The organism is Roseateles sp., from assembly GCF_039595595.1.
In the GTDB taxonomy this organism is placed as follows: domain Bacteria; phylum Pseudomonadota; class Gammaproteobacteria; order Burkholderiales; family Burkholderiaceae_C; genus Roseateles.
On sequence record NZ_JBCNLG010000003.1, the window covers coordinates 158,073 to 183,312 of the forward strand.

Here is a 25,240-nt window from a genome sequence, read left to right on the forward strand (position 1 = left end):
GCGGCGAAGAGGGGGAAAAGAAAATGGTGCGGGTGCTTGGATGCGGAGCCTGAGCAAAGAAATCCGCCTCGGCGCAGCCCCAGGGCTCAGGGCGCGGGCCCACTCCCCTTGAGCTCCGCCTGCATCCGTGCCCGCATCTCAGCGATGCGCCGGCGTTTCTCCTCCCCCTTGGCCAGTTGCTCAGCCGGCAGGCCCATCGCGCGGCCGCGCTCGATCTGCTGGTCGATGAGCGGCAATTCGCGGTCAGCCGCGTCGACGAAGGCCTGCTGCACCGCTTGATGACGGTCCTGCTCGCGGCGCGCGTAGCCCGCATGGTCGTCGAGCTGCCAGGCAGGCACCGCCGGTTCGGCCGCCTGACGCTGCATGGGCGGCGCCCGGTCATCGCCGGCCACGCGGGCATCGGCCAGACTCCAGGCGGCCGGCAGCTCCGATGCCGGTTGCGATGGCGGCGCCAGAGGCGTTTGCGCCGAAGCCGCGCCTGGCCCCGCGGCAAGTGCCTCCGAGGCGGATGCCGCGCGATCCGCTGGCTCGGCAGCCCCGGCGTCAAGCTGCGGCGAATGGGCCGCTGACCGCACCTGAGCCGCCCCAGCGGCGACCGACGTGTCCCACGTCCCCTCAGGCCCGCCCCTCGCGAGCCACACCGCCAAGGCGCCGATCACCGCCAGCGCCGCTGCGATCTTCAGATCAACGCGTCCACGCTCAATGCGCATGGCCATGCTCCTCGTCGCCCTTGGGCGGCAGTTCCGGCTCGAACGGCAAGGGCGGCGCCGACATCCCCGGCGCCCATTGCAGATCGGCCGTCGCCAGCAACTCGCGCTGACGGCGGCGCCACGCGGCCTCGAGCTTCTCCTGCGCGATGGCCTGTCGCGCCTCATGGCGCACCGTCTCGCTGTCGAGCGGATGGTGGCCCCGTTTCACCGCGATCGCCTGCACCCGTTCCCAGCCATGGCCGTCGGGATGCCGGATCGCCGGCGAGGCCACGCCCACCGGCCAGGCCTGCAGCAGGTCCAGCGCCCAGGCGTCGAGCTCTACCGCCGGCTTGGGGTCGCCGAGCCGCCATGCGAGCGTCTTCACGCCCGCCTGGCCGCGCAGGTCGCTGCCCTCACCGCACGCGGCGTCCGGGCAGCGCAGATGCAAGCCACCGACGGCCTCCAGCCGCGTGAAGCGGTCCAGATGCGCGCGGTAATACGCGCCGATCTCGTCCTCCCGCACCGACGCCGCCAGCGCCGCGCGCGCCGGCGCATCGCCGTGCGGATCGCCGCTGAGCCCCTGCCAGCGCACCCACGCGAGCTTGCGCTGCCGCGCCTGCACGACGCGGCGGACGAAGTCCAGTTCCGCCTCGCTCCACCCGCTGTCGCGGCGCAGCCATTGCTCGACGAAGCGCTCTCGCAGCAGCTGCCGGGCCTGCGCGCGGGCGAAATCGAGCTCGCCCATGCGCAGCATCCGCCGCCCCTGCACGTTCTGCAGCGGCCAGATGTCGGCCACGCTGATCGCGCCCGCCGGCAGGCCGCCAAAGGCGCGATGGCGCAGCAGCACCAGCCGCGAGGCCGCGTCGCGTTGCCTGTCGTCGAGGGCCTCGTCCAGGCGCAGCCCACTGCCCTGCCCGTCCGCCCACAGCGCCGTCCAGGCCCGCGCGTCCACGCTCACCGGCTGCTCGAGCCTCGCGCCCGTCCAGGCCCGGTCGATGCGTTCCGGCCAGATCTGTTGGAGCGTCGCGAGCCACTGCCGCCGCGTGTCGGCCTCCGGCGCGAAAGCGACACGGCGGCTCGCGAAGAGCGTCGCATCGCCGACCTCCCGCGCGGCCGCGTCGCCCAGCAGCAAGTCCAGCGCCAGATGGCGCGTCAGCTCAGGCAGGGTCAGCGCCGGCTGCTCCCGGCGGGCGAGCATCAGCAGCGCCTCGGCCGGCCGGCGCGGGATCGCCTGATCACCGAAACGCGCGACCCACCCCGGCGCGGCTCGCTCATCGGCCGACGCCGGCGCGGCCGATGGCCCAGGCGCCGCGCTCGCTCGCGGGACCACGAAGACCGCGCACGCCGCAAGGCCCAGCCCTGCCGTGACGAACGCCGCGCAGGCCCGGCCCATGCGCCGGCCGCGAGTCGCGCGCCCGCCCCTCACAGCCGCTCAGCCGCGCGGTTGAGCAGATGCACGACCATCGCGATCGCATGCGGCACCACGACGCGGCCCACATCGCGGCGCACCGCGTGGTCGGTCGTCGACAGCACCTGGCCGCCGCGGCTGTACGAGATCTGCCCGCCCTGGCGCAGCAGCGGGCGGATGTCGGTGGCGCTGGCCGGCAGCGGCGTGTAGCTCGCCAGCGCGGCGGTCACGAGCGCGTCATCACCCAGCGCCTCGCTGTCGTAGTAGTCCTTCACCCAGGTCTCCCAGCCGGAGTGGTTCAGCGCCGAAGTCGTCCAGGTGTGATGCGGCTGCAGCAGGTCCGTCGTGTGCATCACGAAGCCCAGGCTCTGCACCGTCGGCCGCGCCAGGAACTGCGACCACCAGTACTGGCCCAGGTTGTCGATGGGCTGGAACGGCGCTTTCTCGAAGTCCGCGTACATCGACGGCGTCGAGCTGCCGCCCTGCCGGTAGTTGGCTTCGGTCAGGCCATAGGCGTTGTACTTGCTCCCGTCGCCAAACCAGCCCTTCATGCCGCCCTTGCCGTCGTCCAGGTGATCGCCGACGAGCCACGCGGCAGCCAGATCGTCGATGTCGCCCTTGACGGTCAGCTTGGCGTAGTTGTAGCCGCCGAAGGGATTGCCGTGGACGTCAGGGCCCTGCGTGCGGTTCTGGAAGTGCCAGTACGAGGTGTAGTTGACGATGCCCGAACCCAGCCCCCAGACCGGCGCCAGCACGCAGTCGCCGGTCATCGCGCCGCACAGGTAGGTGTCGGCGAAGTCGTCGACGTCATAGGCGCCCTGGCCGAGCTGCTCGGCGAACTGGTCGATCGTGTAGCCCGCGCGCGTGACGCCCGCCAGCAGCTTGGCGTAGTTCGTCGTGCCGGCGTGGCGCTGCATGTAGCGCACCGCGTCGATCGCAATGCGCCTGTGGGTGTCCTGGGCGAAGGCGTTGGCCTCGATCGGCTGGGCGAGGCCGGCCGCCACGGCGGCGGTGGCGGCGAGCAACTGGATGGATCGCATCGAAGTCTCCCTGTGATGAGCCCGCAAGGGGCGTGATGGCTGCGCGATCGGCGCACGCCGGAATCTGGGCCGCGATGTTCGGAGGCGCTCGTGACGCTTCCGTTAAGGGAACGCGACGGCCGGCGCTGGTTTTCAGTTGGCAACAGTCCGAGGAATCCAGGCGCGGTTCGCCGCTGGAGGCTAGGCCCGGGATGCGGCTGGCGGCAGTCGGACCGACCCCGGCTAGGGACGTCCCTAGCTGGGAACGGTCCCGTCTTTCACGGCCGACCACCGCGCGATGCAATGCCAGCCAGCCCGAAACGCAAGGAGCACGCGATGCTGGCCGACGCCACCCGTTCATCCAACGTCCCTTCGCCCGCGCCCTCCCCGGCGCCGGCCGCCCCGACCGGCGCCACCGCCTCCTCCGCCGTCCAGCGCGGCCAGGCGCGGGACCTGATCGCCCAGGCGGCCGATCCCAACACCGGCGCGCTCGACACCAGGCGTCTGGCGGGCTGGGTCGCCGAGGCCAGCGTCAAGGACTTCGACAGCGCCGCGCAGGCGCACGCCTCGATCGAGAAGGAGCTGATCGCGCAGGGCCGCGTCGGCGACCTGTCACGCTTCAACCAGGACGTGGTCACCGCGACCGCCGAACTGGCGCCGAACGGCCTGTGGGCCGCCGGTCAGGCGATGGCGAGCCAGGGCAAGCACCTGCTCATCGACAACCCCATCCTGATCAAGCGCTGGGAGAACACGACCAGCGCCTGGACCGGCCGCAGCGGGTTCTCCTCGCCGCTGCGGGAGCTGCTGACCTCGCACGGCATCGAGTTCAACGCCACCGCGCACGCGGCGCCGCCCAACTCGGTGGGCAAGTCGGCCGGCATCCCGAAGGAGGTGGCCAACAACACCAACGGCGCGCTGGCGCGTGACGCGATCGCCGACCGCTGGCGCGCCACCGGGCACGACGTGTCGATCGAACAGCCCCGCAACGGCGGCAGCCGGCGGGTGGACGTCGTCGCCGACACCCGGGGCGGCGATCCGCGCAACCGCACGCGCGTCGAGATCGAGTCCAAGGTCGGCTACACCTCCAAGAGCAGCACCATCGTGGAGCAGGTCGCCAAGGATGCCCAGGCGCTGGCCGAGAACCGCACGCTGCGCCAGACCGGCGTGGCGCTGGAGCGGGCGGGCAAGGTGCTGCGCCCCGTGGGCGCGGTGATGGATGCGATCGAGGTCGGCAGCGCCTTCCACGCGGACGGCAACCGGGTCGGCGAGAAGACCGGGCGCGCGGTCGCCGGCGTGGCTGGCGGCGCGCTGGGCGGCTGGGGCGGCGCGGCGGCCGGCGCGGCCATCGGCACGGCGATCCTGCCGGTCGGCGGCACGGTGGTGGGCGGGCTGATCGGGGGCGCGATCGGGGCCTTCGGCGGCGATCAGCTCGCCAAGGGGGCCTTCGACACGATCAAGGGATGGTTCTGAGCGCCGCGCCTGCGAAGATGGCGCGATGCTGAACTGGCTCAAGAAGATCGCCCCGCCGTCCGGGTCCACGCTCGAGCGGCGCCTGGCCGGCTATCCGGCCTACACCCTGCCCCATCCGGGGGACGGCGCGTCGCTGACGCCCGCCCAGGCGCAGGCCAACCTGGAGGCGCTGCTGACGCAGCGGACCGCCCGGCTGGAGATCGTCACGGCGCTGCTGCGCGACGAGGCCGGCATCGACGCCGCGCCCGCGCTGGCCGGCGCCGATCCGGCGCCGCTGCTCGACGCGCTGCACACGTGGATGAAGGAGGCGATGCCCGCGCTCCATGACCGGCACCGGGAACTGGCGTCGACGGCGCGCTGGCTCGCCAGCCACCGGCGCGGCGACGAACTGGTGTTCTCCTTCCTGGGCGACCTGGGTCTGCTGCTGGGCGAGCTGATCGTCCTGGGCCGCCCCGCCTTTCAATGGGCGCTCGACCTGGACCCGCGCAACCGCCGCGCGAAGATGGTCAGCTGGCAGCGCCCGGTGCTGATCGCGCATCGGCCCGACGGCAGCGCCGTCGAGCTCGATCCCGAGGACGCCGTCGTGCACCGCTTCATCCAGCCGCGCGGCAGCGCCCTGGTGCTCAACGAGTGGGGCCGGATGGTCCAGGACGCGCGGGCCGGGGCGTACGACCGGGCGCTTTGACCGCCGGCTTGGCGTTGCGCACCCGGTTGGCGAGGAACACCTCGCCGATGTCGAGCGTGCTCTCGTGGCCGACATGGGCCGCGCAACTGCCCAGCCATTTGTCCGCCGCCGCCCGGCCGAGCCCGAACAGCGTCGTCAGCAGTCCGGGATCGGTGTTGAGCTTGCTCGACGCGCCGAACGGCGCCAGGCCGTCCTCGTCGGCGATGCGGTGCAGCCGCATCTGCTTGTAATGGGTCGGATCGACGCGCCGGTCGCGCAGCAGCCGCTGCACGAAGGCGATCGCGCGCAGCTCGGCGACCAGGCTGGCATTGAAGGTGATCTCGTTGATGCGGTCGTCGATCTCCGCCGCGGTGCGCGGAATGCCGGCATGCTCGCGCGGATTGATCTGGATCAGCAGCACGTCGTCCGAGGCGGTGCCATAAACCAGCGGCCACAGCGCCGGATTGCCCGAGTAGCCGCCATCCCAGAACGGCTCCCCGTCGATCACCACCGTCTGCGCGCCGTGCGGCAGGCAGGCCGAGGCCATCAGCGCCTCGATGCTCAGGTCCTCGCCGCTGAACACGCGCGGCTGGCCGGTCCGCACCGAGGTCGCCACCACGAAGACCTTGATCGGTCCCTCGCGCAGCGCCTCGATGTCGACATGGCGCTGGACGATGTCGCGCAGCGGGTCGAGGTTGAACGGATTGAGCTGGTACGGGCTCCACAGCCGCATCCAGGCGTCCCAGGCCGCGTAGCCGGGCCAGGCGCTGCGGTTGTAGACCCAGGCCGGGAGCTCCATGCGCGCGGCGTGGCCGGGACCGGCCGTCTCGCCGACGACGCCGAAGCAGGCCGGCACGCCCGACACGTCCTGCCAGAAGCGCGATAGCGCCTGCCGCGCCCCCAGCGCCCCGCCCTTGGCGAAGCCGGTGGCCATGACGGCGGCATTCATCGCGCCGGCGCTGGTGCCGGAGACGCCGTCGGCCTGGAGCCGCCCATCCTCGAGCAGCCGGTCCAGCACGCCCCAGGTGAAGGCGCCGTGCGAGCCGCCGCCTTGGAGCGCCAGGTCGATGAGCCGGGGGGACGCCGCGGACTTGGCGCTGGGCTTGTCAGTCGGTTTGTCGATGGGTTTGTCAGTCGGCATGGCGGCAGGACGCGCGGCGGCGCCCGGTGGCGGCGAAGCCCGCAGCCTACCGTGGCGGCGTGCCCTGCGTCACGCGCTCACTTCCCGCCGCGCAGCTTCGCCAGCTGTCCCTGCGTCTCGGTCCACAGGTCCATGCCGACCTGCGTCGCGATGCCGGCGTTCACGCGGGTCAGCTTGTCGCGCATGCGGGCGGTCTCGGCCGGGCTCAGTTCATTGACCGCCATGCCCTTGGCCTTGAGCTCCGCCAGCGCCTTGGCGGCCTCGTCGCGCGTGTCCTTGCGTTCGAAGTCGCGGCTCTTGACCGCCGCCTGCTGCAGGATCGCCTGCTCGTCCTTGGACAGGCCGTCCCAGAACTTCTTCGACACCGTCACGATCCACGGGCTGTACACGTGATTCGTCACCGTCAGGTACTTCTGCACCTCGTAGAACTTGGCCGACAGGATGGTGTTGTACGGGTTCTCCTGGCCGTCGACGGCGTTGGTCTCGAGCGCCGTGAACAGCTCCGAATACGGCAGCGGCACCGCGTTTGCGCCCAGCTGCTTGAAGCTGTCGAGGAACACGTTGTTCTGCATCACGCGCAGCTTGATGCCGCTGAGGTCCTCCAGCTTGTTGACCGCGTGCTTGCTGTTGGTCAGGTTGCGGAAGCCGTTCTCCCAGTACACCAGGCCGACCAGGCCCTTCTCGGCCAGCTTGCCGCGCACCTTGTCGCCCACCGGCCCGTCCAGCAGCGCGTCGGCCTCGCGGACGTTGTTGACCAGGAAGGGCGTGTCCCACAGCGCCATCTCCTTGGCGATGCCCACCAGCGTCGCCGTGGAGCCCACCATCATCTCCTGCGCCCCGCCGATCAGCGCCTGCTGCATCTGCGTATCCGGCCCCAGCGCCGCGCCACCGATCGCGCGCACCCGCATCTTGCCGCCGGAGAGCTTCTGCACCTCGTCGGCGAAGACCTTGACCGCGCGGCCCTGGTTGCTGTTCTCCGCCAGGCCGTAGCCGAAGCGGATCAGGCGCGGCTTGATGTCGGCGGCGGCGGCCGGCAAGGCGGCGCCGAGGGTGCCCAGGGCGAGCGTGGCCAGCGCGGCAGCGGCCAGGGTCAGGCGGCGAGTCTTGAAGCTCATGGTTGTCTCCTTGGGGGGCGAATGGACTCGGGATCGGATTCAGGATCGGATACGGCTGCGGATTCAGCGCATCCAGCGGATCGGCTCCGTCACCAGCGCCGGGAAGGCGGTGAACAGCACCAGGATCAGCGTGTAGGTGAGCAGGAACGGATTGACGCCCTTGATGACCTGATGCATCGACAGCCGGCCCACGCCGGCCACGACGTTGAGCACCGTGCCCACCGGCGGCGTGATCAGGCCGATGGCGCCGTTGAGCACGAACATCAGGCCGAAGTACACCGGGTCGATGCCCGCCTTGACGGCGATCGGCAGCATCACCGGGGCGAAGATCAGGATGGTTGGCGTCAGGTCCAGCGCGGTGCCGATCACGACCAGGATCAGCATCATCAGCGCCATCAGCAGGCGCGGCGATTCGATCAACCCGCCCAGCCACCCGGTCAGCACGCCCGGCAGGTCGGCCAGCGTGATCATGTAGCTCGCCACCTGGGCGCCGGCGCACAGGAACATCACGATCGCCGTCGTCTTGGCCGCGCGCACCAGCACGCCATGCAGCTCGCGCAGGCCCATCTCGCGATGGACGGCGAAGCTGATCACCAGCGCGTAGAACGCGGCCACGACCGCGGCCTCGGTCGGCGTGAACACGCCGGTCTTCATGCCGCCGATGATGATCAGCGGCATCAGCAGCGCCCAGAAGGCCTTGGCCGTCGCCTTCAGCCGCTCGCCCATCGGCAGCGCGGTGCCGGGCGGCAGGTCGATCCGGCGCAGCTGCAGCTTCCACGCGATCAGCAGCCCCAGGCCCATGACCAGCCCCGGCACGATGCCCGAGAGGAACAGCGCCGAGATCGAGGTGTTGGTCGTCACCCCATAGATCACGAAGGGCATCGACGGCGGAATGATGGGCGCGATGATGCCGCCCGAGGCGATCAGCCCGGCCGAGGTGGCCATCGGGTAGCCATGGCGCTGCATCATCGGCAGCAGGATGGTGGCCAGCGCCGCGGTGTCGGCCAGCGCCGAGCCGCTCATGCTGGCCATCAGCACCGAGGCGCCGATCGCGACGAAGCCCAGCCCGCCGGGGATGTGCCCGACCCAGGCCTGCGCCATCTGGATGATCCGCCGGCTGATGCCCCCGGCGTTCATCAATTCCCCGGCCAGGATGAAGAAGGGCACGGCCAGCAGCGGGAAGCTGTCGATGCCGGCCACCAGGTTCTGCGCCAGCAGCTGGGTGTCCCAGAAATCCAGCGCCCAGGCCATGCCGGCGCCGGTCAGCACCAGCGCGAAGGCCATCGGGATGCCCAGGCCCATCAGCAGCAGCATGCCGCCGCAAAAGACGATGAAGGACAGTGCCTCGTTGCTCATGGTCATCCTGCCCTTACTCGACGTCGGACTCGTGATCGAGGTCCAGCGGCTGGTTGCGGATCAGCTCCCACAGCGCGATCACGGCGATCGCTGCGCAGGAGAGCAGCGCCGGCAGCGGCAGCAGCGCGTTGGAGTAGCCCAGCACCACCGAGCGGCTCTCCAGCCCGACCACCACCTGCTGCCAGGCGCCCCACCCCACCAGCGCGGCCGCGGCGATGACGGCGACGCGGATCAGCGCGGTGATCGCGCGCAGCGCCGCCGGCTGGCGCCGCAGCGGCAGCAGCAGGCTGGTGAAGGCCATGTGCTCGCCCAGCGGATAGGCGGCCGTCGCGCCGATGAAGACCATCCACACGAACAGCAGGCGCGAGAGCTCCTCGCTCGCCGCGATGCCGCTGCCGAAGCCGTAGCGCAGCACGACATTGACGAACACCGCCAGCGCCATCACGCCCAGGCACAGCGCCATCGCGGCCTCGCTGGCGGTCTGCCAGCGCGAACGGCGCGCGGCCTGGGCCGGCGCGCCGGCGTCCTGATGAGAGGGGGTCATGGCGCGGTCTCCTGGTTGTCCTGCGGTGCCGGGGGCGCCATGGACGTCTCCGACGCCTTTGACGTGTCCGGCGCGTGGGGCGCTTCCTGCGCGAGCGCGGCGAGCGCCTGCCTCACCTGCTCCGCCACCGGCAGCGCCGCCGGCACCGTCACGACGCCGGGCTCGCCGGTGGGCGGCTCCAGCGTGGCGAACTGGCTGTCGACCAGGCTCGCCGGAAAGATGTGCCCCGCCGCGCGGGCAGCCACGCGCGTCAGCGCGAGCGGCTTGTCGATCTCGAGGAACACGAAGGCCAGGGACGGACAGGCGCCACGCAGCCGATCCCGGTAGGCGCGCTTGAGCGCGGAGCAGCTCAGCACCACCGGCGCCTGTCCGGCCAGCAGCGCGCCGAGCCGGTCGAGCCAGCCCCAGCGGTCCTCGTCCGTGAGCGGCTGGCCGGCCTGCATCTTGGCGATCGAGGCCGGCGCGTGGTGGGCGTCGCCCTCGATGAAGGGCCAGCCGAGCGCCAGCGCCAGCACCTCGCCGACGCTGGTCTTGCCGCAGCCGGCCACGCCCATCACGACGATGGCGCGGGCGGCGGGCGCTGCGGGGGAGGCAGTCGATGCGGTCATTGGATAGCGCTATCCCAAGTTCTGAAAAGAGACGGCGATCGGAAGGTCCGGGTCGCCGTCGAGTCCTCGTCACAGGAGGGCCACCCCGCCGCGAAGAGCCTTTCACGCGGCGGGATAGCGCTATCTTAGGTGGTGCATGGCAGCACCAGGATAGGGATTACGCGAGGTTTCGGTGCCGCCGGCGCGCCAAGTCCTGGGGCAGCCCCCGGCTCCCGGGCCGGGAGGACAGCGCTATCCTCCTGCCGATGAACGCATCCTCCCCCAGACGGCGCCGGGCCACCGGCCGCGCCACGCTGCAAGACGTCGCGCAGGCGGCCGGCGTGAGCCCGATCACCGCCTCCCGCGCGTTGCGCGGCGAGCGCAGCGTCGCGCCGGAACTGGTCGAGCGCGTCACCGCCGCCGTCGCGCAGCTGGGCTATGTCCCCGATCCGGCAGCGCGCGCGCTGGCCTCGGCGCGCAGCAACCAGGTCGTGGTGCTCATCCCGCTGCTGTCGAACGCGCTGTTCGTCGACCTGCTGGACGCGGCGCAGCGCACGCTGCTCGCGGCCGGCTACCAGAGCCTCATCGGCGTCACCCACTACCACCCCGAGGAAGAGGAAGCGCTGCTGCGGACCTACCTGATGAACCGCCCCGCCGGGCTGCTCGTCACCGGCTTCGACCGCACCGATGCGGCGCGCGCGCTGCTTCACGGCAGCGGCGTGCCCTGCGTCCACGTGATGGAGAACCGCGGCGAGCCGGGCCTCTATTCCGTCGGCTTCTCTCAGCAGGCGGCCGGCCATGCGATGACCGCCGAACTGCTGCGGCGCGGTTACCGCCGCATCGCGTTCGCGGCCGCGCAGCTGGATCCGCGCACGCTGCAGCGCGCCGAGGGCTATCGCGCCGCGCTCGGCGCGGCCCACGATCCGGCGCTCGAGTTCATGGACTCGGCGCCCTCGTCCTTCGCGCTGGGGGCGGCGATGTTCGAGCGCGTGCTGCGGGCGGCACCGGAGGTCGACGCGATCTTCTTCAACAACGACGACCTGGCGCAGGGCGCGCTGCTGCAGGCCTTGCGCCTGGGTGTGAAAGTGCCGGAGCGCGTCGCCGTCGTCGGCTTCAACGACCTGACCGGCGGCGACCAGATGCTCCCGCCGCTGAGCACGGTGCGGACGCCTCGCGGCGACATCGGCCTGCACGCGGCCCGCATGCTGGTGGCCCTGATGCGCAACGAGCCGGTGCCCGAGACCTGCGTGGATCTCGGCTTCCAGCTCGTGATGCGCGACAGCTGCTGAGCGCCTCCCGGCGCCCTTTCCAGCCCTTTCCCGCCCTTTCCCCCTTTTTTCCGCCCTTCCCGCCCTTCTCTCCAGCGCCCGATCAGAACGGCGCGGGCCGCGCGCGGACCTGCCATTCGCCGGACGGCTGCCAGCTCGTGCTCACGCGCAGGAGACCGAAGGGGTGGCGCGTTTCGAGACGGACCCGCGGCATGGCCTGGGAGCCGCATCTGAGGGCCGGCAGCGGGATCAGCACCGAGTCCGTGCTCTGGGGCGCGACAGCCAGCCAGCGCACGCTGCCCGGCTGCGGCGGCTCGACCAGCGTCACGGCGATGTGACTGCGCGCACGGCGGGAGGGGTTGCGGGCCGACAGCGCCAGCATCGCGGTGTCACCGGCGAAGCACAGCGACGGCGGCGCGACATGCAGCAGCAGGCCGCGCAGGGTCTGGATGCCCACGGCCAGGCAAGTGGCCAGCAGCCCCATCAGCGCCAGCCCGAACACCATCGGCAGCCAGGCCTTCGACGAGAGTCCCTGCATCAGCAGGGGCACGGCGCAGGCCAGCAGGACCAGCGACGCACAGGAGGGCATCACCCGGAGATCCCGGAGCCGGAGCGTGGTATGGGCGACCTCCTCGGCGCAACTGCCGGAGCTGGGCGCGGCGGCGCAGGGATGGAGGGAAAGGAGGCCCAGATGGCTGCGCAGCGGCAGGCGGGCCGAAGGGGGCATTGGCGGGAAGGACATCGCGGGTGCGTGCAGACGTTGGCGGAACGGCGACTGTCCGTCGCCGCTCCGCCTCCACGCCATCGTCTACACAGGTCAATCGATGTCGTCGACCGGCCTCGCTGAGCTAGTGCCGATGAGTCAGTTCAATCGGCGATCCCCGGCGTGGGCGTGCCCGGGGTGCCCATCGCCACGCCGCTTTCGGCGGCCGCGGCCGGTGCGGACGGCGCCGCGCCTGGCTCTTGCGCCGTGAAGGTCTTGCGGCCCTTCACGAGGTAGGAATAGATCACCGGCACCACCACCAGCGTCAGGATCGTCGACGTGATCACGCCGCCGATGATCGCCCGGCCCATCGGGGCCTGCATCTCGCCGCCCTCGTTCAGCGCGATGGCCATCGGCAGCATGCCGAACACCATCGCCGCGGTCGTCATGATGATGGGCCGCATCCGGATCAGGCCCGCCTGCAGCAGCGCCTCGGGCACTGACAGGTGCTGGTCCTTGCGCGCATGGTTGGCGAAGTCCACCAGCAGGATCGCGTTCTTCGTCACCAGGCCCATCAGCATCACCAGGCCGATCATCGAGAACACGTTCAGCGTCGTCTTCCACAGCAGCAGCGCCAGCATCACCCCGATCAGCGCCAGCGGCAGCGAGGCCATGATCGCCACCGGCTGCACGAAGCTGCCGAACTGGCTGGCCAGCACGATGTAGATGAAGATCAGCGCCAGCCCCATCGCGATCAGCAGCCCGTTGAAGGCCTCCGCCTGCTGCTTGCCGTCGCCGTCGACCATGAAGCTGATGCCCGGTGGCAGCTGCGTCTCCTTGATCAGCTTCTGCACGTCGGCGTTGACGTCGCCGCCCGGGCGGCCCTGCACGCCGGCGTACACCGCCTCGCGGCGCTGCAGATTCTGGCGGCGGATCACCTCGGGGTTGAACACCGGCTCGATGGCGGCCACCTGCTCCAGCGCGATCGGCGAGCCGTCCTTGGCGAACGCCACCGGCAGGCTGCGCATCTGCTCGATGCTCTGGCGCTGCGCCTTGGGCAGGCGCAGCAGCACCTCGACCTGGTTGCCGTCCGGCGTGGTCCAGTAGGTCGCGATGTCGCCGTTGACGTAGGCGCGCAGCGACGAGGCCACCTGCACCGCGTTCAAGCCCAGCTCGCGCACCGCGGAGTCGCGCAGCTTCACCGCGAAGGCCGGCAGGCCCGGCTTGACGGTGGTGTCCACGTCCACCGCGCCCTTGATCTTCTTGACCTTCTCGGCGAAGTCCTTGGCCACCTGCGTCAGCACTTCGGGGTCCGAGCCCAGGATCGTCACCCACACCGGCCGGTTGAAGCCGACGCTGACCTCGACGCCGGGGATGCGCGCGATCTCGGCGCGGATCGCGTCCTCGACCTGGGTCTGGCTGCGCTTGCGCTCCTTGCGGTCCACCAGCGCGATGTCCAGGTTGGCCTGGTTGCGGCCGGTGGCCAACCCTTCCCCGCTGCTGCCGACGACGGTCGACACGGTCTTGATCTCGGGGAACTTGGCCAGGATCTCCTCGACCTGGCGCACCTTGGCGTCGCCCCGGTCCAGGCTGGTCGCCACCGGCATGCGCAGCGTCAGATGGGTGAAGCCCTGGTCGACCTGGGGCTGGAACTCGCTGCCCACGGCCGGCACCAGCAGGATCGCCAGCACGAAGCTGCCGATGCCCGACAGCGTCACGATGCCGCGCGGCGTGATCGTGGCCGAGCGCAGCCGGCGCGGCGCGGTCTTGTCGCGCTCGCCATCGGCGCCGAACGGACGTCCGAAGGACGGCAGCACCCACAGCCGGTAGCGGCGCGGCGAGAACACCCAGCGCAGCGTCTTCTCATAGACGGCGTGCAGCACATCCATCGCGGCGTCGGTGGCGCGGATCAGGTGGCCGATCACCGGCACCTTCTTCACGTAGGCGCTGGGCGGGTCCGGCCACACCGACGACAGCATCGGATCCAGCGTGAAGCTGACGAACAGCGACACCAGCACCGCCACCGCGACGGTGATGCCGAACGGATAGAAGAACTTGCCGACGATGCCGCCCATGAACGCCACCGGCACGAACACCGCGCAGATCGCGAAGGTCGTGGCCATCACGGCCAGCCCGATCTCGTTGGTGCCGTCCTCGGCCGCCTGGTGATGGTCCTTGCCCATGCCGACGTGGCGCACGATGTTCTCGCGCACGACGATGGCGTCGTCGATCAGCAGCCCGATGCACAGGCTCAGCGCCATCATCGTCATGAAGTTCAGCGTGAAGCCGAAGGCGTAGATCGCGATGAAGCTGGAGATCACCGAGATCGGCAGCGTCAGCCCGGTGATGATGGTCGAGCGCCAGCTGTGCAGGAACAGGAACACGATCGCCACCGTCAGCAGCGCGCCCTCGATCAGCGTGTGGCGCAGGCCGTCCAGCGAGTGCTTCACGAAGTCGCTGTTGACGTAGACCAGGCGCAGCTCCATGTCCTTGGGCAGCGTCTTGCGCAGCTCCTCGACGGCGGCCTTGACGGCCTCGCCGGTGGCCACGATGTTGGCGTCCTGCTGCTTGAAGATGTTGAAGCTCACCGCCGGCTGGCCGTTGATGCGCGCGATGGAGTCGAGCTCGCGCTCGCGCTCGCTCAGCGTGCCCAGGTCGCCCAGCGTCAGCGCCAGGTCGCCGCGGCGCGCCACCACGACATTGGCGAACTGCTTCGGATCCTTGACCTTGCCCTCGACGCGCAGCATCGCGTCGTCGTAGTGGTTGGAGATCAGGCCCACCGGCGCGTCGGTGTTGGCCGCGTTCAGCGCCTTGGAGATCTCCGCCGGGGTGATGTTGTAGGCGCGCAGCCGGGTGGGATCGAGGTCGATGCGGACCTCGCGCACCGCCATGCCGCCCACGTCCACCTTGGCCACGCCCTCGACGCGGCCCAGCCGCTTGGACACGGTCAGGTCGGCCAGCATCGACAGCTCGCGCAGCGTGCGGTTGGGGCTCATCAGCGCGGCCACGATGATGGGCTGCGCGTTCTCGCCCTGGAAGCGCTGCACCATCGGCGGCTTCACGTCGCGCGGGAACTGCGCCTGCGCCATCGCGACGCGATCGCGGATCTCCTGCATGCCGCGGTTCATGTCGGCGTTCAGCGAGAACTCGACCGAGGTCTGCACCCGGCCCTCGAAGCTGCGCGACTGCACGCGCTCGACGCCGGCGATGGTATTGAGCGCCTCCTCCAGCGGCTTGGCCACTTCGCGCTCGACCGCCTCCGGAGAGGCGCCCGGGTACTGGATGTCGATCTGCGCCCCGGGGAAAGTGATGTCGGGCGATTGCTCGACGCCCAGCTTGGAATACGCGACCAGCCCCAGCACGCACAGCGCGACCATGACCATGGTGGCGAAGACGGGGTTGCGGATCGAGACGCGGGTCATCCACATGGTGCGGCTCCCCGGTTATTGAGCGGCGGCGCCGCTGGCGGCCGCGCTGGCCACGCTGGCTTTGGGCGCGCGGATCTCGGCGCGCTCGCCCTCCTTCAGGTTGTCGAAGCGCGCCCCCAGCACCTGCGACTGCGGCGTCACGCCGGCCAGGATCTCGACCCGCCCTTCCCGCGCGTCACGCCGGCCGGTGGTGACGATGCGGCGCACCAGCGCGCCCTTGTCGATCAGCCAGACATGTTCCTGGCCCGACACGCTGCCGATGGCCGTCGCTGGCACGGTCAGGCGCTGCTTGTCGTCGGCCAATTCGACGCGGGCGACCGCGTACTGGCCGGCGCGGAAGCGCTCGCCCGGGTTGTCCAGCGCCAGCGTCACGCCGATCGAGCGGGTGCCCGGCTCGGCCGCCGGCGCGATGCGCGCGATGCGCGCCGTCACCGGCTCGTCGACGCCCTCCACCTTCACCTGCACCGACATGCCGGGCGAGAGCTTGCCCACCTCGTGCGTGCCGACCAGGCCGGCCAGCTCCAGCTTGGACAGGTCGACGATGGTCAGCACCTGCTGCTCCGCGGCGACCTTCTCGCCGGGCAGCGTGTGGCGCTTGGCCACGATGCCGTTGATCGGCGAAATCAGCGCCGCCTGGCGCAGCAGGACCTCGCTGGTGCCGAGCTGCGCCTGCGCCGACAGCATCTGCGCGCGGGCCGATTCGAGCTGCGCGCGGGAGTTGTCGAGCGCCGTGGGCGCGATGAAGTTCTGCGAGGCCAGGCCCTGGTTGGCCTTGAACTGGCGCTCGGACTGCTCATACAGCGCGCGCGCGGATTCGACGCTGGCGCTGCGCTCGGCGACCTTGTGGCGGAGTTCTTCCAGATCCAGCTGGCCGAGCACCTGGCCGGCCTGCACGCGGTTGCCCTCGGCGACGGCGAGGCGGTCCAGGCTGCCCGACGCCTTGGCGCGGACGATCACCGTATTGGGCGCGACCAGCGGGCCGGAGAACTCGATCACCCCCGGCATCGCGGCCAGCACCGGCTTGACGACCTCGCTGGCCTGGAATTCCAGGGCCGGCTTGCCGGCGTCCTTCTTCGGCGCGGGCGCATGGCCCCCGCTCGTGGCGTACACGCCGGCTCCGCCGGCCAGCACGGCCACCGCCACACCACCCAACCACCACTGCTTGCGCATGTTCTCCCCCATCCGTCGAGACGGGATCACCGGTTCGATGATCCTTGAATGCGGCGGAGTGTAGGAATCCCGAATTTGACCTGTCAGCGACCTGCGACGAATTGCAGTTTGCGCGTCATGGCCTGCTTTTCTCCGGGACTGAAATCCTTCAAATAAAGGACGAAATGCAAATCAAGGTGGGGAACGGATGGCAAAGCCACTGGAATGAGCCATTGTGGAAAGGCTCTCAGCCTGCCAGGCGTGATAGCGCCCGGGCGCTGGAAGCGCTCAGCCGGCCTCGGGCCGCTGGGCGGCGATCGCGGCGATCGGCAGCTCGACGTCCGCGCATTGCGCGCGATCCATCAGCACGTGGTCGATGACGACCAGCGCCAGCATCGCCTCGGCGATCGGCGTGGCACGGATGCCGACGCAAGGATCGTGGCGGCCGAAGGTCTCGACGACGGTCGGCTCGCCCGCGCGATTGATCGAGGGCCTCGGCGTGCGGATCGAGCTGGTCGGCTTGATCGCGATGGACACCCGCAGGTCCTGGCCGCTGGAGATGCCGCCCAGCACGCCGCCGGCGTTGTTGCTGGCGAAGCCCTCGGGCGTCAGCGCGTCGCCGTGCTGGCTGCCGCGCTGGCGCACGCTCTCGAAGCCGGCGCCGATCTCGACGCCCTTGACCGCGTTGATGCCCATCATCGCGTAGGCGATGTCGGCGTCGAGCTTGTCAAACAGCGGCTGGCCCAGGCCGGCCGGCATGCCGGTGGCCTCGACCATCAGCCTGGCGCCCACCGAGTCCCCGTCCTTGCGCAGCGCGTCCATGTAGGCCTCCAGCGCGTCGATCTGCGACGCATTGGCGGCGAAGAACGGGTTCTGGCCGACGTGCTCCCAGCCCTCGAAGGCGATGTCGATCTCGCCGAGCGCGGTCATGCAGCCGCGAAAGCCCACGCCCAATGTCTGCTTCAGCCACTTGCGGGCCACCGCGCCCGCCGCGACCATCGGCGCCGTCAGCCGGGCCGAGGACCGGCCGCCGCCGCGCGGATCGCGCAGGCCGTACTTGCGCCAGTAGGTGTAATCGGCGTGGCCGGGGCGGAAGGTGTCGAGGATGTTCCCGTAATCCTTGCTGCGCTGGTCCACGTTGCGGATCAGCAGGCAGATCGGCGTGCCGGTGGTCAGGCCTTCGTAGACGCCGGACAGGATCTCGACCTGGTCCGGCTCCTGGCGCTGCGTCACGTGGCGCGAGGTGCCCGGACGGCGGCGATCGAGCTCGGGCTGGATGTCCTCCACCGACAGCGCCAGCCCCGGCGGGCAGCCGTCGATCACGCAGCCGATGGCCGGACCGTGGCTCTCGCCGAAGTTGGTGACGCGAAACAAGCTGCCGAAAGTGCTGCCGGACATCTGGAGAACCTGCCTGGGCGGGAGAAACCGAAGCCGCCGATTCTACGAGCGCGTTCCCGGCGGACGACCCGCGATGCGCCCGGCCGCGGCGCTTCAGGCTCCTTGAGCGATGAACTCAGCGCTCGGGTCCGGCGAGGCATCGCCGCCGGCCGCGGCCTCGCGCGCGATGCGCTCCTGCGCGGCGGGGTCGCGCTCGAAGACGGCGATGCTTTCCACATGGGCCGTGTGCGGGAACATGTTGACCGCGCCTGCCTTCGTGCAGCGATAGCCGGCCACGTGGACCAGCAGGCCCGCGTCGCGCGCCAGCGTCGACGGGGCGCAGGACACGTAGACGATGCGCTCCGGCGGCGCCCAGCCCGGCGCCAGCGACGGATCCTTGACCAGCTCCGCCAGCGCCTTGACGAGCGCGAACGCGCCTTCGCGCGGCGGATCGATCAGCCAGCGGTCGGCCTGGCCGTCGGCGGCCAGCAGCTGCGGCGTCATCTCGAACAGGTTGCGCGCGACGAAGCTCGCCTTGTGATCGAGCCCGTTGCGCCTGGCGTTCTCGCGCGAGCGCTGCACCAGCGCCTCGCTGCCTTCGATGCCCAGCACCTCACGCGCCTGCGTCGCCAGCGGCAGCGTGAAGTTGCCCAGGCCGCAGAACCAGTCGATGACGCGCTCGCCGGCCCGCACGTCCAGCAGGCGCAGCGCGCGGCCGACCAGCACCGTGTTGATGTGGTGGTTGACCTGGGTGAAGTCGGTCGGCTTGAACGGCATCAGCACGCCGAACTCCGGCAGCGTGTAGGCGAGCTCCGGGCCGCCCTCATCGAGCAGGTGCACCGTCTCCGGCCCCTTGGGCTGCAGCCACCATTGCACGCCGCGCTCGGCCGCGAAGGCGCGCAGCTTGGCGATGTCGCCGGCGCTCAGCGGCTCCAGATGGCGCAGCACCAGCGCGATGACCTGCGTGCCGTCGGTGTCGCCGATGGCCAGCTCGATCTGCGGCAGCCGGTCGCGCGCGTCCATCGAGCCGATCAGGTCGCGCAGCGGCATCAGCATCGCGCTGACCACCTCCGGCAGCACCTTGCAGACCTGCATGTCGGCGATGTAGCGGCTCTTGCGCTCATGGAAGCCGACCAGCACATGGCCCTTCTTCGGCACATAGCGCACCGACAGGCGGGCGCGGTAACGGTAGCCGGTGGCCGGGCCCTCGATCGGGCGCAGCAGCGCCTCGGCCTTGACCTTGCCCAGGTGCCAGAGGTTGTCCTCGAGGACGCGCTGCTTGACGGCGACCTGCGCGGCCGGATGCAGGTGCTGCATCTTGCAGCCGCCGCAGGCGCCCGGGTGCAGGCCGAAATGCGGGCAGACGGGGCGCACGCGCTGGGAGCTCTCGCGGCGCATCGCGACCAGCGCCGCCTGCTCCCAGTTGTTCTTCTTGCGGCCGACGGCCACCTGGACTTCCTCGCCGGGCAAGGCGCCCTCGATGAACACCACCTTGCCTTCGCTGTTGTGGGCCACGCCCTGCGCTTCAAGGTCCAGCGATTCGACCTTCAGCCATTCCGATACGTCAGTCATGGGCGCGCATTATCCCAGCGCGGCCCGCGGGGGCTGGATTCAGCAGATGCGATTCAGAAGATGCGGTTCAGAAGATGGAATCGCGGCTGATGCCCTGCCGCATCATGTTGCGCTTGAGCTTGGCCAACGCCTCGATCTGGATCTGCCGGATGCGCTCGCGCGTGAGGCCCAGCCGCACCGCCAGGATGTCCAGCGTTTCGGGCTCGCGGTCGGCCAGGCCGTAGCGGCCGGCGAGCACCTCGCGCTCGCGATCGCTGAGCGAGGCCAGTCCGTTCTTGAGCAGGTCCTCGAGCTCGTGGCTGAGCCGATGGCCGACGGGGTCGATGGCCTGTTCGTCGGCGACCAGGTCCAGCATCGATTCGCCGCCGTCGCCATTGCGGTCGACCGGCGAATCCAGCGAACTGGGCAGCTCCGCATAGGCGAGCAGTTCGGCGACTTCATCGACCGGCCGCCCCAGCGCCTGGGCCACATCCTCGGCGCGCACCACGCCTTCGCCGCCGCGCTGCGCCGCAGCCGCCTCCAGCGCGCGCCGCGCCTTCAGCACCTGATTCAATTCACGCACGATGTGGACCGGCAGACGCACCAGCCGCGCCTGATGCATCAGCGCGCGCTCCACCGCCTGACGGATCCACCAGCTCGCGTAGGTCGAGAAGCGAAAGCCCCGTTCGGGCTCGAACTTGCCGATCGCGTGCATCAGGCCGAGGTTGCCTTCCTCGATGAGGTCGCTCATCGGCAGGCCGCGGCCAAGATAGTTCTTCGCGATGCTGACCACCAGGCGCAGGTTGTGCTCGATCATGGCCTGACGCGCCTCGAAGTCGCCAGCACGCGCCTTGACGGCGGTGGCGAACTCCTCCTGAGGGGTCAGCAGCGGGGTGCGGCGGATGTCGCGCAGGTAGGCCTGCAGCGCGTTCGTCGCATCGCCGTCGGCGGGGCCGAGATCCCCTTTGCGCGCCTTGGTGCGGGCGGATTCTCCGGCTTCGGCGTCGCGTAGCGCGCGGACGTCGTCGTCCTCGTCGCCATCGGTGGCGCCAGGCGTGATCTGGCCGTCGGAGGGCGCGAGCTCGCGCTCATCGGCCGGCTCCGCGGCGGCGTCGGCCGCGAGTTCGCGAGGGAGCTGGAAACGGCCCGGGTGGCCAGGGTGATCCAGGCCATCGGGCAGGTGTCCGTCGGAAGAAGAGGCGCGTTGCAGGTTCATGTCGCGGCGCCTCCTTGAGCGCCTCAGCGCGCGGGCAGCAGCCTGGAAGGATCGATCGGCTTGCCCTGCTTGCGCACCTCGAAGTGCAGTCTCACCGCGTCGGCGTCGCTGCTACCCATCTCGGCGATCTTCTGACCCTTGCGCACCACCTGGTCTTCCTTCACCAGCAACGTCTGGTTATGCGCGTACGCGGTCAGATAGTTCGTGCTGTGCTTGATGATGATCATGTTGCCGTATCCGCGCAACCCCGCTCCCGCGTACATCACGCGGCCATCGGCGGCCGCGAAGACCGGATCGCCGGCCTTGCCGGAGAACGACAGACCCTTGTTGCGGACCTCGTCGAAGCCCGATGCCACAGGGCCGGACGAGGGCCAGCCCCAGCTGATGTCGTCGTCGTCCTTGGTCGCCACCGGCGGCGGCGTCGCTGCCGCGCCGCTGGCGGGGGCCGAGGCGGAAGCGGTGGCCGTCGCCGGAGCCGGGGACTTGCCGTCCAGCGGACGGGTCTCGACCTTGGAGGTCGTCAGCGGCTTGGTCGTCACCGCGGTGGGGTCGATGCCGGGGGGCACCACGCGCAAGACCTGACCCACCTCGATCAGGTTGGGGTTGTCCATGCCGTTCCAGCGGGCCACGTCCTTCCAGCCCTGACCGTTGTCCATCGCGATGCGGATCAGCGTGTCGCCCGGCTTGACCGTGTAGTAGCCGGGTTTGCCGGCGTTCTCGGCGCCGGGGAGCGGCTTGGATTCAGGCGCCGGCGTGACGGCGGTGCCGGGGATGGAGGATTGCGCGGTCGAGCCCTTGCCGACGGTGCGGTCCTCCACCGGCGCGCGGTGCGGCGTGTTCTGGCAGCCCGCAAGCGCCATCAGCACCACGGTGGCTCCAAGCAGCGGAAGACGGAAGAGTTGTTGCATGCGCGCGTGTGTGTCGTTTGGGAAAGCCGAAGCGCGGCGCCGTGAGGCAACCGCGCTACAGGACCCCTGATTTTAGGGGCACGAACAGGACCGCTTCATGCAGGCTGCGCAGGAAGCGCGAGCCCGCGGCGTCGCGGACATGGTCGATGAGGACCAGGACTTGCCCCCGGCCGCTGGGCGCCGTCATCGGCGCGACCAGCCGTCCGCCCGGCGCGAGCTGGTCCAGCCAGGCCTGGGGGATGTCGTCGCCGCCGGCGGCGGAGATGATGCTGTCGTACGGGGCGGATGGCCGGTGGCCGAGCATCCCGTCGCCGTAGACCAGCCGGACCTGGTGATGACCGGCCAGATTGGCGCGCGCCTTGTCGTGCAGCGGCTTCAGGCGCTCGACCGACACCACCTGTTTCGAGAGTTGCATCAGCAGCGCCGCCTGGTAGCCGCAGCCGGTGCCGATCTCGAGCACCTTGCCCAGATGGCCGCGCTGCTGCGCGCCGGGCGCGGCCAGCATCAGCGCCAACATGCGGCCGACCACCGACGGCTTGGAGATGGTCTGGCCATGGCCGATGGGCAGGCTGGTGTCCTCGTAGGCCTGCGTGGCGAGCGCGGAGTCGACGAACTCATGGCGCGGCACGGTGGCCAGCGCCTGCAGCACGCGCTCATCGCCCAGCCCGTCGCGGCGCAGCCGCTGGACCATGCGCTGGCGCACGCCGGCCGAGTCCAGGCCGAGTCCGATCGGCGTGGTCTGGCGCGCCTTGATCGCCGCGGCCTGCTGCCAGTGGCCCTGCGGCTTGAGCGGCTCGCGCGCCTCGGCGGCCGCGGCACTGGGCGCGCCAGCGCGCGCCGTCCCGAGCTTGTCCAGCGACAGCGGGAAGCGCTTGGGCCGCGGCGGCAGCGAGGTCATGGACGTCCGTCGTTCTGCAGCCGCTGGGCCCACAGGCCGAGCGTGGCGTGCTCGGTCAGGTCGACCTGCAGCGGGGTGACCGAGACCGCGCCATTGGCGGTCGCGTGGAAGTCGGTGCCCTCGCCGGCCTCGCGTTCGGCGCCGGCCGGGCCGATCCAATAGATCATGTCGCCGCGCGGGCTGCGCTGCTGGATGGTCGCCTCGCTGGCGTGGCGGCGGCCCAGGCGGGTGACGCGGCGCGGCAGCGAGGCGGCGTCGGCGCGATTCGGGATGTTGACGCTCAGCAGGAAGGGCTGGCCCAGGCCCGCGGCGATCACGTCCTGGATCAGTGCGCGCGCCACGGCGGCGGCGGCGTCCAGATGGCCCCAGCCCTTCTCGACCTGCGAGAAGGCGATCGACGGAATGCCGAACAGGTAGCCTTCGGTGGCGGCGGCGACGGTGCCCGAATAGAGCGTGTCGTCCCCCATGTTGGCGCCGTTGTTGATGCCCGAGAGCACCAGGTCGGGCTTGTAGTCGAGCAGGCCGGTCAGCGCCAGGTGGACGCAGTCGGACGGCGTGCCGTTGACGTAGCGGAAGCCGTTCGAGGCGGTGTAGACCGACAGCGGCCGGTGCAGCGTGAGCGAGTTGGACGTGCCGCTGGCGTTCTGCTCGGGGGCGATCACTTCGACCGTGCCGAGCCCTTCGCACGCGCGGACCAGGGCGGCGAGGCCCGGGGCCAGGTAGCCGTCGTCATTGGCGATGAGGATGCGCATGGGGCGGCATTGTAGGCAGGCCGTCACCCGGGCGACGCGAGCCGCTGCGCGGGCTGCCTATCATGCGCCCCGGCTTCCAGCATCAAGGAGACGACATGAAGGCCTGGCTGTGCGAGAACCCCATCGGCGTCGAGGCGCTGCAATGGAAGGAGCTGCCGTCGCCGCCGCCCGGTCCGGGCCAGCTGAAGGTGGCGATCAAGGCGGCGAGCCTGAACTTCCCCGACCTGCTGATCATCCAGAACAAGTACCAGATGAAGCCGCCGCTGCCCTTCGTGCCGGGGACGGAGTTCGCGGGCGTGGTCGAGGCGGTGGGCGACGGCGTGAGCGGTTTCAAGCCCGGCGACGCGGTGGCGGCCTTCACCGGCACCGGCGGCTTCGGCACCGAGGCCCTGGTGCCCGCCGCGCTGGCGATACCGCTGCCGGCGGGCTTTCCGTTCGAGGACGCGGCCGCCTTCATCTGCACCTACGCGACCAGCCACCACGCGCTGATGGACCGCGCCGCGCTGCAGCCCGGCGAAACGGTGCTGATCCTGGGCGCGGCCGGCGGTGTGGGCACGGCGGCGATTCAGATCGCCAAGGCGGCCGGGGCGCGGGTGATCGCGGCGGCCTCGTCGGACGAGAAATGCGCCCGCTGCCGCGAGATCGGCGCCGACGCGACGATCAACTACGCCACCGCCTCGCTGCGCGACGAGCTCAAGACGCTGACCGAGGGCAAGGGTCCCGACGTCATCTACGACCCGGTGGGCGGCGACCTGGCCGAGGCGGCCTTCCGCTCGATCGCCTGGCGCGGGCGCTACCTGGTGGTGGGCTTCGCGCAGGGCGCGATTCCGGCGCTGCCGCTGAACCTGGCCTTGCTGAAGGGGGCGTCGCTGGTCGGTGTCTTCTGGGGAGAGTTCGCGAAGCGCGAACCCAAGCGCAACGCCGCGATGATGCAGACGCTCGCCCAGTGGTACGCGGCCGGCAAGATCCGCCCGGTCATCGACCAGGTGCTGCCGATGGAGGCGCTGCCACGGGCGTTCGCGCGGATGGCCTCGCGGCAGGTGGTGGGGAAGCTGGTGGTGGTGAACGGCTGAGGGACGGCCGAAGGGGACGGCCCGGGGGGACGGCCGGCCTCTGGCCGACACCCCGCTTTACGGGGCATGCAAGCCGGGGGGCCGCTGCTAGGATGCGGACAGCTTTTGCTCTCCACACCATGGCCGTCAAAGTTCTCATCGTCGAAGACAACCCCGTCGCCCGCAGCTTCCTGTGCCGCGTGGTGCGTGAGAGCTTCAGCGACGGCATGGAGATCACCGAGGCCGGCGACCTGGAAGGCGCGCGCCGCCAACTCGCCAAGGTCGAGGCCGAAAGCGGCCCGGGCAACGGCTACAAGCTGATCCTGATCGACCTGGAGCTGCCCGACGGCAACGGCATGGAGTTCCTGGGCGAGCTGGCCGGCCGGCCGGCGGTGAAGATCGTCACCACGCTGTACTCGGACGACGACCACCTGTTCCCGGCGCTGCAGCGCGGCGCCGACGGCTATCTGCTGAAGGAGGACCGCTTCGAGGTGCTGGTCGAGGAGCTGCAGCGCATCGTGCGCGGCCAGCCGCCGCTGTCGCCGGCGATCGCGCGGCGGCTGCTGTCGCACTTCCGGCCGGGATCGACGGGGGACTCGGGGCCGATGGGGCTGAACTCCGGCTTCGGCAGCCTGACCTCGACGGCGACGGCCAGCGCGCGCGGCGTGACGCTGGACCCGCTGCCCGAATGGGAGCGCCTGACGCCGCGCGAGAACGAGGTGCTGACCTACCTCAGCAAGGGCTTCACGATCAAGGAGATCGCGAACCTGATGGGGATCAAGTGGTTCACCGTGAACGACCACATCAAGTCGATCTACAAGAAGCTGAACGTGTCCAGCCGCGCCGAGGCAGCCGTGCTGGCCAGCAAGCAGGGCCTGGTCTGAGGCCTGGGCCCCGGCCCCGGCCTTGAGGCCGGATCCTTGCGGCCGGCCCGTCCCCTTCCCA

At 70.6% G+C, this 25,240-nt stretch carries 22 protein-coding genes; 5 read left to right on the forward strand and 17 right to left on the reverse strand.

The annotated features are described in order from the left end of the window. Positions 1–86 precede the first annotated feature (86 nt). The 3 genes from ABDW61_RS05855 to ABDW61_RS05865 form a co-directional block, all read right to left on the reverse strand. On the reverse strand, positions 87–710 hold the full coding sequence (locus ABDW61_RS05855; RefSeq protein ID WP_343637161.1) for a hypothetical protein: 624 nt from the start codon (positions 708–710) through the stop codon (positions 87–89). Continuing rightward, positions 700–1,887 (reverse strand): hypothetical protein, encoded by a 1,188-nt coding sequence (locus ABDW61_RS05860; protein WP_343637163.1) that lies wholly within the window; start codon positions 1,885–1,887, stop codon positions 700–702. The genes ABDW61_RS05855 and ABDW61_RS05860 overlap by 11 nt, the downstream gene beginning before the upstream one ends. A 224-nt stretch (positions 1,888–2,111) precedes the next feature. Next, positions 2,112–3,137: a phospholipase gene (locus ABDW61_RS05865; protein ID WP_343637165.1), complete on the reverse strand. Its 1,026-nt coding sequence runs from the start codon at positions 3,135–3,137 to the stop codon at positions 2,112–2,114. A gap of 315 nt (positions 3,138–3,452) precedes the next feature. On the opposite strand from ABDW61_RS05865, the gene ABDW61_RS05870 reads away from it, so the two are divergent. Together ABDW61_RS05870 and ABDW61_RS05875 are read left to right on the forward strand one after the other, a co-directional pair. Then, positions 3,453–4,586, forward strand: coding sequence for a hypothetical protein (locus ABDW61_RS05870; protein ID WP_343637167.1), 1,134 nt, complete (start codon positions 3,453–3,455; stop codon positions 4,584–4,586). Between the two features lie 25 nt (positions 4,587–4,611). Beyond that, positions 4,612–5,271 (forward strand): hypothetical protein, encoded by a 660-nt coding sequence (locus tag ABDW61_RS05875; RefSeq protein WP_343637168.1) that lies wholly within the window; start codon positions 4,612–4,614, stop codon positions 5,269–5,271. On the opposite strand, the gene ABDW61_RS05880 is transcribed toward ABDW61_RS05875, so the two are convergent. The 5 genes from ABDW61_RS05880 to ABDW61_RS05900 form a co-directional block, all read right to left on the reverse strand. Further along, positions 5,210–6,391 carry a patatin-like phospholipase family protein gene (locus ABDW61_RS05880; protein ID WP_343637170.1) on the reverse strand — a complete coding sequence of 394 codons (1,182 nt, stop codon included), beginning with the start codon at positions 6,389–6,391 and terminating at the stop codon, positions 5,210–5,212. The two genes, ABDW61_RS05875 and ABDW61_RS05880, sit on opposite strands and share 62 nt — an antisense overlap. A gap of 77 nt (positions 6,392–6,468) precedes the next feature. Beyond that, on the reverse strand, positions 6,469–7,506 hold the full coding sequence (locus ABDW61_RS05885) for a TRAP transporter substrate-binding protein (protein ID WP_343637172.1): 1,038 nt from the start codon (positions 7,504–7,506) through the stop codon (positions 6,469–6,471). Positions 7,507–7,569: 63 nt separating this feature from the next. Continuing rightward, positions 7,570–8,862: a TRAP transporter large permease subunit gene (locus ABDW61_RS05890; protein WP_343637174.1), complete on the reverse strand. Its 1,293-nt coding sequence runs from the start codon at positions 8,860–8,862 to the stop codon at positions 7,570–7,572. Positions 8,863–8,875: 13 nt separating this feature from the next. Then, entirely contained in the window at positions 8,876–9,325 is a 450-nt protein-coding gene (locus tag ABDW61_RS05895) for a TRAP transporter small permease subunit (protein WP_343637583.1), read from the reverse strand. Positions 9,326–9,402: 77 nt separating this feature from the next. After that, the gene (locus tag ABDW61_RS05900) at positions 9,403–10,014 is read right to left on the reverse strand and encodes a gluconokinase (RefSeq protein WP_343637176.1); all 612 of its coding nucleotides are present in this window, start codon (positions 10,012–10,014) and stop codon (positions 9,403–9,405) included. A 245-nt stretch (positions 10,015–10,259) separates the two neighbouring features. Between ABDW61_RS05900 and ABDW61_RS05905 the strand changes: the two genes are divergently transcribed. Then, positions 10,260–11,282, forward strand: a complete 1,023-nt coding sequence (locus tag ABDW61_RS05905; protein ID WP_343637178.1) for a substrate-binding domain-containing protein — start codon at positions 10,260–10,262, stop codon at positions 11,280–11,282. Positions 11,283–11,364: 82 nt separating this feature from the next. Here ABDW61_RS05905 and ABDW61_RS05910 read toward each other — a convergent pair whose 3' ends face one another. The 9 genes from ABDW61_RS05910 to surE all read right to left on the reverse strand — a co-directional run bounded on the left by ABDW61_RS05910 (position 11,365) and on the right by surE (position 23,243). Continuing rightward, positions 11,365–11,850, reverse strand: a complete 486-nt coding sequence (locus tag ABDW61_RS05910) for a hypothetical protein (RefSeq protein ID WP_343637180.1) — start codon at positions 11,848–11,850, stop codon at positions 11,365–11,367. Between the two features lie 278 nt (positions 11,851–12,128). Beyond that, positions 12,129–15,392: an efflux RND transporter permease subunit gene (locus tag ABDW61_RS05915; RefSeq protein WP_343637182.1), complete on the reverse strand. Its 3,264-nt coding sequence runs from the start codon at positions 15,390–15,392 to the stop codon at positions 12,129–12,131. 15 nt (positions 15,393–15,407) lie between these two features. Continuing rightward, a complete protein-coding gene (locus tag ABDW61_RS05920; RefSeq protein ID WP_343637184.1) occupies positions 15,408–16,592 on the reverse strand; it encodes an efflux RND transporter periplasmic adaptor subunit in 1,185 nt (394 codons plus the stop codon). Between the two features lie 237 nt (positions 16,593–16,829). Beyond that, the gene (gene aroC / locus ABDW61_RS05925) at positions 16,830–17,939 is read right to left on the reverse strand and encodes a chorismate synthase (protein WP_343637186.1); all 1,110 of its coding nucleotides are present in this window, start codon (positions 17,937–17,939) and stop codon (positions 16,830–16,832) included. A gap of 93 nt (positions 17,940–18,032) precedes the next feature. Further along, positions 18,033–19,490, reverse strand: coding sequence for a 23S rRNA (uracil(1939)-C(5))-methyltransferase RlmD (rlmD, locus tag ABDW61_RS05930; protein WP_343637188.1), 1,458 nt, complete (start codon positions 19,488–19,490; stop codon positions 18,033–18,035). A 67-nt stretch (positions 19,491–19,557) separates the two neighbouring features. After that, entirely contained in the window at positions 19,558–20,685 is a 1,128-nt protein-coding gene (gene rpoS / locus ABDW61_RS05935; protein ID WP_343637190.1) for an RNA polymerase sigma factor RpoS, read from the reverse strand. A gap of 23 nt (positions 20,686–20,708) precedes the next feature. After that, complete coding sequence (locus ABDW61_RS05940; protein ID WP_343637192.1) at positions 20,709–21,593, reverse strand: peptidoglycan DD-metalloendopeptidase family protein; 885 nt, start codon at positions 21,591–21,593, stop codon at positions 20,709–20,711. Positions 21,594–21,648: 55 nt separating this feature from the next. Continuing rightward, positions 21,649–22,491, reverse strand: a complete 843-nt coding sequence (locus ABDW61_RS05945) for a protein-L-isoaspartate(D-aspartate) O-methyltransferase (RefSeq protein ID WP_343637195.1) — start codon at positions 22,489–22,491, stop codon at positions 21,649–21,651. Continuing rightward, on the reverse strand, positions 22,488–23,243 hold the full coding sequence (surE, locus tag ABDW61_RS05950) for a 5'/3'-nucleotidase SurE (RefSeq protein ID WP_343637197.1): 756 nt from the start codon (positions 23,241–23,243) through the stop codon (positions 22,488–22,490). Before surE ends, ABDW61_RS05945 begins: the two co-directional genes overlap by 4 nt. Before the next feature lie 95 nt (positions 23,244–23,338). Between surE and ABDW61_RS05955 the strand changes: the two genes are divergently transcribed. Both ABDW61_RS05955 and ABDW61_RS05960 read left to right on the forward strand, forming a co-directional pair. Then, complete coding sequence (locus ABDW61_RS05955; protein WP_343637199.1) at positions 23,339–24,316, forward strand: NADPH:quinone oxidoreductase family protein; 978 nt, start codon at positions 23,339–23,341, stop codon at positions 24,314–24,316. 119 nt (positions 24,317–24,435) lie between these two features. Next, positions 24,436–25,179, forward strand: coding sequence for a response regulator transcription factor (locus ABDW61_RS05960; RefSeq protein WP_343637201.1), 744 nt, complete (start codon positions 24,436–24,438; stop codon positions 25,177–25,179). The last annotated feature ends 61 nt before the right edge of the window (positions 25,180–25,240 follow it).